Origin of the sequence: Micromonospora sp. NPDC049175 (genome assembly GCF_043197345.1) — a bacterium.
Taxonomy (GTDB): domain Bacteria; phylum Actinomycetota; class Actinomycetes; order Mycobacteriales; family Micromonosporaceae; genus Micromonospora.
This window is the reverse complement of record NZ_JBICSY010000006.1, coordinates 405247-417630: the sequence shown is the minus strand read 5'-3', so window position 1 is coordinate 417630 and position 12384 is coordinate 405247. Positions and strand designations below refer to the sequence as shown.

General features: G+C 73.4%; 7 protein-coding genes. 6 read left to right on the top strand and 1 reads right to left on the bottom strand.

Annotation, left to right across the window (positions count from 1 at the left end; translation table 11 throughout):
* Positions 1–57 precede the first annotated feature (57 nt).
* The 6 genes from ACGFH8_RS25220 (at position 58) to ACGFH8_RS25195 (ending at position 9259) form a co-directional block, all read left to right on the top strand.
* Entirely contained in the window at positions 58–1458 is a 1401-nt protein-coding gene (locus ACGFH8_RS25220; protein ID WP_393371398.1) for a cellulase family glycosylhydrolase, read from the top strand.
* Positions 1459–1666: 208 nt separating this feature from the next.
* Positions 1667–4339, top strand: a complete 2673-nt coding sequence (locus ACGFH8_RS25215; protein WP_393371395.1) for a glutamate--cysteine ligase — start codon at positions 1667–1669, stop codon at positions 4337–4339.
* A 99-nt stretch (positions 4340–4438) separates the two neighbouring features.
* Positions 4439–6217 carry an N-acetylglutaminylglutamine amidotransferase gene (locus tag ACGFH8_RS25210; RefSeq protein WP_393371392.1) on the top strand — a complete coding sequence of 593 codons (1779 nt, stop codon included), beginning with the start codon at positions 4439–4441 and terminating at the stop codon, positions 6215–6217.
* Positions 6218–8059 carry a S9 family peptidase gene (locus ACGFH8_RS25205; RefSeq protein WP_393371390.1) on the top strand — a complete coding sequence of 614 codons (1842 nt, stop codon included), beginning with the start codon at positions 6218–6220 and terminating at the stop codon, positions 8057–8059.
* Positions 8060–8076: 17 nt separating this feature from the next.
* The gene (locus ACGFH8_RS25200) at positions 8077–8631 is read left to right on the top strand and encodes a hypothetical protein (protein WP_393371387.1); all 555 of its coding nucleotides are present in this window, start codon (positions 8077–8079) and stop codon (positions 8629–8631) included.
* Between the two features lie 73 nt (positions 8632–8704).
* Positions 8705–9259: a dihydrofolate reductase family protein gene (locus ACGFH8_RS25195; protein WP_393371384.1), complete on the top strand. Its 555-nt coding sequence runs from the start codon at positions 8705–8707 to the stop codon at positions 9257–9259.
* Between the two features lie 7 nt (positions 9260–9266).
* Here the strand turns inward: ACGFH8_RS25195 and ACGFH8_RS25190 are convergent, their stop codons facing one another.
* Entirely contained in the window at positions 9267–12299 is a 3033-nt protein-coding gene (locus tag ACGFH8_RS25190) for a BTAD domain-containing putative transcriptional regulator (RefSeq protein ID WP_393371381.1), read from the bottom strand.
* Positions 12300–12384 lie beyond the last annotated feature (85 nt).

Genomic DNA, 12384 nt, shown 5'->3' with positions numbered 1-12384 from the left:
CCGCAGGCGCCGCCCCGCCCCAGGCCATCACCGTCGATCGACCGAAGCGGGTTCAGCATGCGCGCACTGAGACTTGTCACGACTCTGGCCGTCGCCGGCCTGCTCGCCGGTGCGGTGGCGACGCTCGCCACACCGGCCAGCGCGGCGACCGCCGTGTTCTCCGTGACCAACACCTGGGGCAGTGGCTACCAGGGGCAGGTCACCGTCACCAACAACACCTCCACCCAGATCAGCGGTTGGCGCGTCGAGTTCGACCTGCCGGCCGGCACGAGCATCAGCCAGTCGTGGAACGCGCAGCAGACGACCTCCGGCAGCCACTATGCCTTCAGCAACGTGTCGTGGAACGGGACGCTCGGCGCCGGCGCGTCGACCTCGTTCGGTTTCCTCGTCAACGGGTCGGGCACCCCGGTGAACTGCACGGTCAACGGCGACAGCGTGTCCTGCACCGGCGGCACACCGCCGACGACACCTCCGCCGACCACCCCGCCCCCCACGACTCCACCGCCGACCACCCCGCCCCCGACCACCCCGCCCCCGACCACCCCGCCCCCGAGCACCGGCACGCCCGTCGAGCGGCACGGGCAACTCCGGGTCTGCGGCACGACGATGTGCGACAGGTCCGGCGCGCGGGTGCAGTTGCGCGGCATCAGCAGCATGTGGCTCAACTGGGAGACCGCCCCGTACGCCGAGAACCTCTCCGCGCTCACCTGGATGCGGGACAACTGGAACCTCCAGGTGATCCGCGCGGCCATGGGCGTGGAGCCGGCCGGGGCGTACCTGAGTGACCCGAACAGGGCGCGGGCGCAGGTGGAGACCATCATCAACAACGCGGTCACCGCCGGCGTGTACGTGATCGTCGACTGGCACGCGCACGAGGCGCAGAACAACAGGTCCCAGGCAGTGGCGTTCTTCGGTGACCTGGCCCGCCGCTACGGCCACCTGCCCAACGTCATCTGGGAGCCGTACAACGAGCCGTTGCAGGTGAGCTGGACAAGCGTCATCAAGCCGTACCACCAGGCGGTGGTCTCCGCGATCCGCGCCGTCGACCCGGACAACATCGTCGTGCTCGGCACCCCGACCTGGTCGCAGGACGTGGACGTGGCGGCGGCCAGCCCGGTGACCGGCACCAACCTCATGTACACCCTGCACTTCTACTCGTGCACCCACGGCGCGTCGCTGCGGGCCAAGGCTGACGCCGCGATCCGTGCCGGACTCGCGCTCTTCGTCACCGAGTGGGGCGCCAGCAACGCCGACGGCGGCCTCGACGGCCGGTCCTGCCTGCCGGAGGCGCAGTCCTGGATCGACTGGATGAGGGCGAACGGCATCTCCTGGACGGCGTGGAAGCTCGACGTCGGCACCGACACCACGAACCTGCTCAGCCCCGGCGCGCCGGTGACCGGCGGGTGGAGCAACTACCTGCACGGCCACGCGCCGTTCGTGGTGGCCAACATGAGGTAGTTCCCGTTCAGGTCGACGAGGTCGGGGTGTCCGGGCACGTGGGACACCCCGACCTCGTCGATGCCTGTCAAGCGCCTGCTCCCGCCGCGCGTCGCCGGGGTGCCCGCAGAACGGTCCGCCACCTTAACGCACCGGAAACACGCCCGGTACCAAACCTGGGAACGCTCGTCGGACAGCCACGACCACCGACACGTGAACCGGGGTGACCATGGCCGACAACACCACGAACGCGCCGACGTTCGACGGGCCGATCAGCCGGTCCGGCAACGGCCGGGCAGTGCCCACGCCGCGCGCCAACCCGGCCGCGACAATCGACGACGGCGACCCGGCGGATCTCGCCACGATCGGTGTGGAGGAGGAGTTCCACGTCGTCGACCTGCACACCCGGGAGCTGGTGCCCCGGGCGGGGGAGTTGCTCGACCGGCTGCCGGCCGACTCGTTCACCGCGGAGTTGCACCGCAGCGTGGTGGAGACCAACACCGCGGTCTGCCGCACCCTGGACGAGATCCGCGCCGAGCTGACCCGGCTGCGCCAGCTTGCCGTCCAGGTCGCCGACCGGGCCGGGCTGGGCATCGTGGCGGCCGGCACGGTGCCGTTGCGCGCCGACGGCGACCCGAGCGTCACCCCCACCTCCCGTTACCGACGCATGCTCGACGAGTACCAACTGCTCGCGCGGGAGCAGCTCATCTGCGGTGCGCAGGTGCACGTCGGGGTGTCCGACCGGGACCTGGCCGTCGCGGTCACCCGTCGGGTGCAGCCGTGGCTGCCGGTGCTGCTCGCCCTGTCGACGAGCTCGCCGTACTGGATGGGTCAGGACAGCGGCTACGCGAGCGTCCGGTCCCTGGTCTGGCAGCGCTGGCCCACGGCCGGCGACCCGGGCGAGGTGACCAGCGCGGCAGATCATGAGGCGCTGGTGGCCGAGCTGATCTCGTCCGGCACGATCACCGACCCTGCCATGATCTACTTCGATGTCCGGCCGTCGGCGCACGTGCCCACAGTGGAACTGCGGATCACCGACGCCAACGCCGACGTGGAGACCATCGTCCTGCTCACCGGGCTGTTCCGGGGGTTGGTCCGGCGGGAGGTCGCCGCCCTGCGCGCCGGGGTGGAGCGCACCGCCGTGCGGCCCCCGGTGCTGCGCGCCGCCGTGTGGCGGGCGGCCCGCTCCGGGCTGGAGGGCGACCTGCTCGACCTGCCCCGCTCGGCCCGGCCGGTACCGGCCGCCGAGGCGGTCCGCCGTCTGGTGACCGACCTGCGCCCCCAGTTGGAGGCGACAGGTGACTGGGAGCAGATCCGGGAGCTGACCCGGCACGCCCTGGAGCGCGGCAGCTCCGCCGCGCGGCAGCGCCGGGCGTACGAGCGTCGTGGCCGGCTGGCCGACGTCGTGGACCTGCTCCTCGACGAGACCCGGGGTCGGGTCCGCGAGGCGCTGCCGGGCGCGCACACACCGCCGGCGTTGCCCACGTACGCCGATGCCGGCGACGAGGTCTTCGGACCGGCCGGACCGGAGCCGGCGTACGTCCCGATCCTGGCGACCCTGCGCCACCTCGGTGCCGGCGCCCTCCGGCAACGCGAGCACGACCGGGACGAGGAGCAGCGCGCGCGGGGCGTGACGTTCAGCGTGGCCGGTGAGGCGAGCACCCGGCTCTTCCCTGTCGACCTGGTGCCCCGCGTGGTGCCGGCGGCCGACTGGCGGACCCTGCGCACCGGCCTGGTGCAGCGCGCCCACGCCCTGGACGCCTTCCTGCGGGACGTCTACGGCGACCGGGCCGTGGTGGCCGACGGTGTGGTGCCGGCGTGGGTGGTGGAGTCCTCACCCGGGCTGCGCCCGACCGGCGCGCTGATGGGCCGGCGCGGCACCCGCGCCCAGGTGTCCGGGACCGACCTCGTCCGGGACCCGGACGGCGGCTGGTACGTCCTGGAGGACAACCTGCGGGTGCCCTCCGGGATCGGCTACGCGGTGCAGAACCGCCGGCTGACCCAGGCGGTGCTCCCGGAGCTGCCGGTGCCCGACGACCTGCTGCCCGCCGACGAGACGCCGGCGATGCTGTACCGGGCGCTGATCGCCGCCGCGCCCGCCGCCGCCGCCGACGATCCCGCCGTGGTGGTGCTCAGCACCGGCCCGGGTGACCCGGCGTGGTTCGAGCACCGGTTGCTCGCCGACGAGATGGCCGTGCCGCTGACCGAGACCAGCGACCTGCTGGTGGAGGAGGGGCGGGTCTGGCTGGTCCGTGCCGGCACCCGCAGCCGGGTCGACGTGATCTACCTGCGGATGGACGAGGAGGCGCTGTTGCACGCGCCCGGCGCCGACGGGGTGCCGCTGGGCTGGCCGTTGCTCGCCGCGGTGCACGCCGGGCGGCTTACGCTCGCCAACGCGCTGGGCAACGGCGTCGGCGACGACAAGGCGCTGTACGCGTACGTGCCCCGACTCATCGAGTACTACCTGGGCGAGAAGCCCCTGCTGGGGGATGTGCCGACGTACCTGTGCGGGCTGCCCGAGCAGCGGGCCGAGGTGCTGGACCGGCTCGACGAGTTGGTGCTCAAGCCCGTCGACGGGTACGGCGGCGACCGCGTGGTGATTGGCCCGCGGGCCGAGGCGGAGGAGCTGGACGCCGTCCGGGAGCAGATCCTCGCCGCCCCGCACCGGTGGATCGCCCAGGAGATGGTCTCGCTCACCACGCACCCGGTCTTCGACGGCACGGCTCTCGCCCCCCGCCACGTCGACCTGCGGGCCTTCGTGTTCCTCGGCGAGCGGGCCGAGGTCGCGCCGGTGGCGCTGACCCGGGTGGCGCCCGCCGGCAGCATGATCGTCAACTCGTCGCGAGGCGGTGGGTCGAAGGACACCTGGCTGCTCGGTGGAACCGAGCAGAATTCGGTGTAACGCACGGTTGACCTTTCCGTCATCGGTACGCAACCCGGCCCGCCAAACCTGGACCGGTCAGCGGCCCGAGCGGATCCGAGCCGATGAGAGGTGAGTGCCATGTGCGGTATCGGAGGCGAGTTACGCCTCGACGGGGCGCCATCGGACCTGGCCGCCGTCGAGCGGATGCTCCCCGCCCTGAACGCCCGAGGCCCGGACGGTGAGGGGCGGTGGCAGCACGGCCCGGTGGCCCTGGTGCACCGCCGGTTGCGCATCATCGACCTCTCCGACGCCGGCGCCCAGCCGATGGTCGACCCCGAGCTGGGCCTGGCGATGGTCTTCAACGGCTGCATCTACAACTACCGGGAGCTGCGCGACGAGCTGATCGGCCTCGGCTACTCCTTCCGGTCGACCTCCGACACCGAGGTGATCCTCAAGGCGTACCACAGGTGGGGGACGGCCTGCGTCGAACGGTTCTTCGGGATGTTCGCGTTCGCCCTGGTCGAGCTGGCCACGCACACCCTCGTGCTGGCCCGTGACCGGCTCGGCATCAAGCCGCTCTACCTGGCCGAGGGGCCGGGCCGGGTCCGCTTCGCCTCGACCCTGCCGGCGCTGCTCGCCGCCGGTGACGTGGACACCGACCTCGACCCGGTGGCCCTGCACCACTACATGACCTTCCACTCGGTGGTGCCCCCGCCGCGCACGATCCTCGCCGGGGTCCGCAAGCTCCCACCGGCCACCGTACGGGTGATCACCGCGGACGGCCGGAGCACCGACACGCTCTACTGGCAGCCGGAGTTCAACCGTGCCGCGGCCGACCCGATGTCCGCCGAGGAGTGGCAGGAGCGACTCATGGCGGCGTTGCGCACCGCCGTACGCCGACGGATGGTCGCCGACGTGCCGGTCGGGGTGTTGCTCTCCGGCGGGCTCGACTCCAGCCTGATCGTCGCGCTGCTGGCCGAGCAGGGCCAGACCGGGTTGGCCACCTTCAGCATCGGGTTCGAGGCGGCGGCGGGGGAGAGCGGCGACGAGTTCCACTACTCCGACCTGGTGGCCCGCCACTTCGACACCGACCACCAGCAGATCCGCATCGGCGCCAGCCGGTTCGTCCCCGCCGTGCACGACGCCATCGCGGCCATGAGCGAGCCGATGGTCAGCCACGACTGCGTCGCGTTCCACCTGCTCTCCGAGGAGGTCTCGCAGCGCATCACGGTGGTGCAGTCCGGGCAGGGCGCCGACGAGATCCTGGCCGGCTACGACTGGTACCCGCCGATGGCGAACGTGGCCCGCGCGGACGCCGTCGAGGCGTACGCCCGGGTGTTCTTCGACCGTCGGCACGACGCGCTCGCCGGGCACCTGGCGCCCGAGTGGATGCTCGACCACGACGCCAGCCTGGAGTTCGTCGCCGCCCACTTCGGCGCGCCCGGCGCGGACACCGCGCTGGACGCGGCGCTGCGCCAGGACAGCCTGGTGATGCTCGTCGACGACCCGGTCAAACGGGTCGACAACATGACGATGGCCTGGGGGCTGGAGGCCCGCGTGCCGTTCCTCGACCACGAGGTGGTCGAGCTGGCCGCCGCCTGCCCACCCGCGCTGAAGCTGGCCCAGGGTGGCAAGGGCGTGCTCAAGGCGGCGAGCCGGGGCATCGTCCCGGACGAGGTGATCGACCGGCCGAAGGGCTACTTCCCGGTGCCCGCCATCCGGCACCTCTCCGGCCCACTGCTCGACGACGTCCGGGACGCGCTGACCGCCCAGCCGGCGCGCGAGCGGGGCCTGTTCCGCAAGGACTACCTGGAGGAGTTGCTGGACGCGCCAAACGCCCGGCGGACCACGCTGGGCTCCAACGCGCTCTGGCAGCTCGGGCTGCTGGAGCTCTGGTTGCAGCGGATCGGGGTTTAGATGATCGTTCGGACCGAGGTGCCGCGTACCGTCCTGCGGACCCGACCCGCCAGCCCTCGGCCGGCGCTGCCGGTGCCCGTGGGCGAGGACTACCGTCCGGCGCCGTCGCCGGACGGCCGCCGGGTGGCGTACCTCTCCGATCAGGGCGGCAGCCCGCGCGTCTGGGTTCGCGACATCGACGCCGCCGAGGCCGTCGCGCTGCCCACCGGCGACGAGCCGGTGCTGGCGCTGAGCTGGTCCCCGGACGGGCGGTGGCTGGCCTGCGTCGTCGCCCCCGGTGGCGCGCCCCGCACCGAGCTGTGGGTGCTGCGCCCGGACGGCTCACGACGCCGGCAGGTCGCCGGGTTCGGCAGGCGCAGCGCCGCGCTGGCCGGTTGGCTGCCCGACGGCGCGGTCCTGATGGTCACCGAGACCGACGAGCAGGGCCGGGCCGTCCTGGTCGACGCGGGCACCGGGCACCGGCGGGTCCTCGCCGAGGGTGATCTGCTCACGCTCCTGGACGTGACCCCGGACGCCGGCGCGGCGCTGCTGCGCCGGGGCCCCCGCAACGCCCGGTGGCTGGAACTGCTCGACGTGGCGACGGGCGAACGGCGGCGGTTGTTGCCGGACACCGGCCGGGGCAGCACCGACCAGGGCTGGTTCGGCCCGGACGGCACGACGGTGCTGGCCCGCACCGACGCGTTCTCGGAGTTGGCCGCGCTGGTACGTGTCGACCTGAGCCGACCGGAGCGGACGCCGACGCGGCTCGCCGGGCGACCGGACGCCGAATTGGAGCAGGTGGCGCCGAGCGCGGACGGGCGTCGCGCCGCGCTGCTGTGGAACACCTACGGCGGGCGCAGCGAGCTGAGCCTGCTCGACCTCACCGACGGCGTGCAGCGGGTCGTCACCGCCCCCGGGGAGGTGTGCGACGACGCCGTCTTCGCCGCCGGTGGCGACCTGCTCTGCCTGACCGCGCAGGGGCCGGTGCAGCCCCGGGAGGTCTGGCTCGTCGACCCACCGACCGGCGGGCTGCGCCCGCTGCGACCGGGCACCACGGCCACCGCCACGACCGGCGGCGTCGCGCCCCAACTTGTCGACCTGCGCGCCCCGGACGGGTTGCCGCTGTCCGGCTGGCTCTACCGCCCGGCCGGGCCGGGCCCCTGGCCGACCGCGATCAGCCTGCACGGCGGCCCGGAGGCGCAGGAACGCCCCGGCTACAACCCGCTGTTCCAGGCCCTCGTGGCGCAGGGTGTCGCGGTGTTCGCGCCGAACGTCCGCGGGTCTTCCGGGTTCGGCCGCTCCTTCGTCGCCGCCGACAACCTCGCCGGCCGCTACGGTGCGATCGCCGACGTCGCGGCCTGCGCCGAGTACCTCGTCGACGCCGGTGTCGTCCGGCCCGGTCAGCTCGGCTGTCTGGGCCGTTCCTACGGCGGTTACCTCGTCCTCGCGGTGCTCGTGAACTTCCCCGGGCTGTTCGCCGCCGGGGTCGCCGAGTGCGGCATCTCCGACTTCCACACCTTCTACGCCGGCACCGAGCCGTGGATCGCCGCCGCCGCCGTCAGCAAGTACGGCGACCCGCAGCGGGACGCGGAGCTGCTGCGTGACCTGTCGCCGCTGACCCACATCGACCGGCTGGACGTACCGGTGCTGCTCATCCACGGCGCGAACGACACGAACGTGCCGGCCGGCGAGTCGGCGCAGGTGGCGCGGGCCCTCGCCGCCCGGGACGTGCCGCACGGGCACCTGGTGCTCACCGGCGAGGGGCACGACTTCCTGGCGCGGGCCAACCAGGAGGCGGCCCGTACGGCCACCACCGCCTGGCTGACCCGGCACCTCGCCGCGACCGTGGCCACCGTCGGCTGAGGCGTTATCCTGCGCCGGTGGAGGTCACGACGCAGGGCGAGCATTTGGCCGCGGACCTGGGTCGCTGGTTGGCCGAGCTGACCTTCGTCGACCTGGACACCGACGCGGTCACCGCCCGGGTGATCGACGCGGTGGTGCGGTGGGCCGAGGCGCAGGGCTGGCGGGTCTACCGGCGGGCGCCGAGCGTGTTGCCGTTGCCACCGCCGATGGAGCAGCGGCACTCGGTCCTCGACGTGGCGTGTGCCCGCCCGGACGGCCCGCCGGTCGTGGTGGAGGTCGACCACACCGACCGGGCCCGTACGGTGCAGAAGCTGCGTGCCGAGGCGGACGCCGGTCGCATCCCACTCTGGGTGCGGTGGGGTGTCGGGCGGTTCACCGCGCCGCCGCCACCGGTGCGGATGGTGACCGTCGAGGTGACCCGGCGGGCCGGGCCCGCCGGGCACGGGCGGTTGCACAGCCGCACCGGGGACCTCCCCGCGCCGGCGCACTCGACGGGCGGTGGCACGGCGGCCGCGCAGGCGCTGCCCATCCCCCTGACCGACCCGGCCCCGGGCGACGGTAAGGGCGTCTGAAGCGAACCGTAAGTGGGGGCCGGCAGAGTTCTGGGTGTCACCGGAGAACACGACGAAAACCCAGGAGATTCCGATGCGCAAGCTCATCAACTCGACCTACCTCACCCTCGACGGCGTCATCGAGAACCCGATGTGGACCATGCCGTACTTCGACGAGGAGGCCGCCAGCCTCGCCGGGGCGCAGACCGCCGAGGCCGACGCGATGCTGATGGGTCGGGCCACCTACGACGGCTTCTCCGCCGCCTGGCCGAACATGGACGAGAGCGACCCGACCACGGGCGCGGCGTTCTTCAACAACGTCAAGAAGTACGTCGCCTCGACCACCCTGACCGACCCCACCTGGAAGAACACCGAGGTGCTCCAGGGCGACCTGGTCGAGGCGGTCACCGCGCTCAAGGCCCAGGAGGGCAAGAACATCATCCAGTACGGCTTCGGTTCGGTCACCGCCGAACTGATCAAGGCGGGCCTGGTGGACGAGGTCCGGTTCTGGATCCACCCCGTGCTGCAGGGTGGCGCCAGCGTGACGGCGGCGCTCACCGATTTCAAGGCCTCGTTCGACCTGGTCGACACCCGGGTGCACAAGAGCGGCGTGATCGTCGCCTCGTACGCGCCGAAAGCGACCGCCTGAGCGTCGGTCAGAGCTGAGCCCGGGCCTCGCCCGGGCTCAGCTTCGCGCCCTCGGCGAGCAGCGCGTCGAACCGTTCCGGCCCGAGTTCGGCCCGCAGTCGCGCGGTCGTCCGGTCGGTGTCGTCGCGTTCGGCCGGCGCGGCGGGGGACCGCGTGGCGAGTCGGGCGGCGGCCGCGGCGCCCAGCAGTCGGGCGGCCACCTCGGGGGAGCGCACCGCCGACGCCATTCCCTCCAGCGGGCCGACCGCGTCACGCATCGTCGCCATCGCCTCGGCGGCCTCGAACGCCTCGACGTGCAGGGGCAACGCCGCGTCCGGGTCGCCACCCTGCTCGACCGCGTAGCCCAGCTCCACCAGGACCATCGGCAGATAGAGCGCGGGTTGGCTCTCGCCCCGGCCCAGGTCGGCGAGACGGGTGAGGTGGGTGACGGCCAGGTCGAGCTTGCCGTCGCGGCGGGCGGCCAACCCGAGGCTCATCTCCGCGAAGATCAGCGCACCGGGAGAGCCCTGCTCCACCGCCAGGTCGTACGCGCGTTCGGCGAGTTCCCGGCCCTGGGAGTAGTCGCGGGTCTGCACGGCGAGCCAGGCCAACCAGGACAGTTCCGCGCAGACCTGCGGCCAGAGCGCCAACTCCTCGGCCCAGCGCAGCCCCTCCCGGTGCAGCGCGACGGCGCGCTCGTGCTCGCCGCGCATGTCGGCGAGCCCACCCACCCACTCGGTCGCCCGAAGCCGTCCCCACCGGTCGCCGAGGTCGGCGAAGATCGCCGCGCTGCGGGTCGCGGTGCGCTCCAGGGTGGCCTGGTCACCGTTGGCGTGCGCGAGGTGTGCCCGGGAGGTGAGCACCGCCGCCTCGGTCCAGGCGTCGACGACGTTCGTGGGCAGCAGCTCCGCGGCCAGGGCCAGGTCGCCGTGCTCGATCACGGAGTTGGCCGCGAACCAGGCGGCGTGGCCGTCCGGGTCGACAGCCACCGCGGCGCGTACGTCGTCAGGTGCGACCGCCTCGCCCTGCGACAGGGCGAAGCCGACCCGCCAGGGCGCCGCGCGGGTCTCCTGTCCCGGGTCACCGGGCACGGCCAGGGCCTGCCGCGCCTCGGTGAGCCGGCCGCGCAGATACCAGTACCAGCTCAGCGCGACGGCCAACCGCAGCCCGCCACCGTTGACGAGCGCCGACCGCAGGTTCGCCGTCTCCGCGTCCAGCAGCGCCAGCCACCGCTGCTGGTCGGCGCCGCGCAGCTCGGGGTCGGCGCGTTCGGCCAGCTCCGTGAAGTAGGTGGCGTGTCGCGCGCGTACCTCGTCGGCGTCGGTCAGCCGGCCCAGGCCGAACGCGGCCACCGATTCGAGCAGCCGGTAGCGCGGCTCGGCGCCGGAGTCGTCGAGCACCACGAGCGACCGGTCCACCAGCCGGGCGAGGGTGTCCAGGTCGGTGCGGCAGACGTGCTCGGCGGCCTCCGGGGTGCAGCCGTCGGGGAACACCGCCAACCGGGCCAGCACCTCCCGGTCGGCCGGGTCGAGGAGGTCCCAGCTCCAGCCGATCACCGCGGTGAGTGTCCGCTGCCGGGTCGGCACGTCCCGTTGCGCGGTGGTGAGCAACCGGAAACGGTCGTCGAGCCGGTCCACCACACCCCGCACACCGAGGGCGCGGACCCGGGTCGCGGCCAACTCCAGGGCCAGCGGCAACCCGTCGAGGCGGCGGCAGAGCTGCGCCACCGCCGGCGCGGTCTGCTCGTCGAGCCGGAAGCCGCGCTGTTGCGCGGCGGCGCGGGCGGCGAACAACCGGGCCGCCGCCGAGCGCCGGACCGCGTCCAGGTCACCGTCGGCCGGCACGGGCAGCGGGGGTACGTCCCAGAGCAGCTCGCCGGTCAACCCGAGCGGCTCCCTGCTGGTGGCCAGCACGCTCACCCCGGGCACGTCGCGCAGCAGTCGGGCGACCAGGTCGGCGGCCGGCTCGATCACGTGTTCGCAGTTGTCAAGTACGAGGAGCAGGTGCCGGTGTCGCAGGGCCGTGACCAGGCGGTCGCTGGCCGACAGGCTCGTGCCGGCGACCTCGTGGGCACCCAGCACCGCGAGCACCTGCTCGGCGACGCGCGGCTCGCCGGCCGACAGCGGGGCCAGCTCCACAAGTTGGACGCCGTCCGGAAAGGACTGGGTGCGCGCGGTCTCGGTGGCCAGTCGGGTCTTGCCGACCCCACCCGGCCCGACAAGTGTGACGAGCCGTTGCCGGGGCAGCAGCGCCCGCAGCTCGGCCAGCGCCTCGGCCCTGCCGACCAGTTCGTCGAGTTGGGCCGGCAGGCTGTTGCGGATGAGCGCGGCCTTCGGCGGTGCGCTCAGGCCGGCGTCCTGGTCGAGGATCCGGCGGTGCAGGGCGACCAGCTCCGGTCCCGGGTCGAGGCCCAACTCCTCGGCGAGCCGCTCGCGCAGGTCGGCGTAGCTGTCCAACGCCTCGGACTGGCGGCCGGCCGCGTACAGCGCGCGGAGCTGCACGGCCCGCAGACCCTCGCGCAGCGGATGCCGGGCGACCAACTCGGCGAGGTCGGCCGCGACCAGGTCGTGTTCACCACGGGCCAGTCGGGCCTCGGCCAGCCGTTCGTGCACGGCGAGGCGCTGCTCGGTGAGACGGGTCGCCTCGGCGCGGACGAACTCGGCGTCGGCCACATCGGCGTACGCCTCGCCGCGCCACAGCCCGAGCGCCTCGGTCAACCGGTCGGCGTCGTTGCTGCGGGCCAACTCGGCGAACCTGTCGGCGTCGACGGTGGCGGTGCGCAGCAGGTAGCCGGGGGGCCGGGACTCGACCAACTCGCGGGCGCCCGGCTCGGCGTCGTTGAGCGCCTTGCGCAACTGGGACACCCGCACCTGAAGGGCGCCCAGGGGGTTGGCGGGGGATTCCGCACCCCACAGGTCGTCGACGAGGCGGTCCGCCGAGACGACCTGGTTGCGGTTGGCCAGCAGGTCGGCCAACAACGCCCGCACCTTCGCGCCGGGCACCACCACCGGCTCGCCGTCGTCGGTGGCCACGGCGAGCGGCCCGAGCACCCCGAACTGCACGGCGGTCAGCCTAGTGCGGCAACCGCCTTCGTGGTCATCCGGGAATCGGCAGCGAGTCTCACCGTCCTGACGCCTTCACGTCGAT

What these genes read in the sequence shown, in the direction of transcription:
- ACGFH8_RS25220 (WP_393371398.1), top strand. Translation starts at nt 58, where the DNA reads ATGCGCGCACTGAGACTTGTCACGACTCTGGCCGTCGCCGGCCTGCTC.
- ACGFH8_RS25195 (WP_393371384.1), top strand. Translation starts at nt 8,705, where the DNA reads ATGCGCAAGCTCATCAACTCGACCTACCTCACCCTCGACGGCGTCATC.
- ACGFH8_RS25210 (WP_393371392.1), top strand. Translation starts at nt 4,439, where the DNA reads ATGTGCGGTATCGGAGGCGAGTTACGCCTCGACGGGGCGCCATCGGAC.
- ACGFH8_RS25205 (WP_393371390.1), top strand. Translation starts at nt 6,218, where the DNA reads ATGATCGTTCGGACCGAGGTGCCGCGTACCGTCCTGCGGACCCGACCC.
- ACGFH8_RS25215 (WP_393371395.1), top strand. Translation starts at nt 1,667, where the DNA reads ATGGCCGACAACACCACGAACGCGCCGACGTTCGACGGGCCGATCAGC.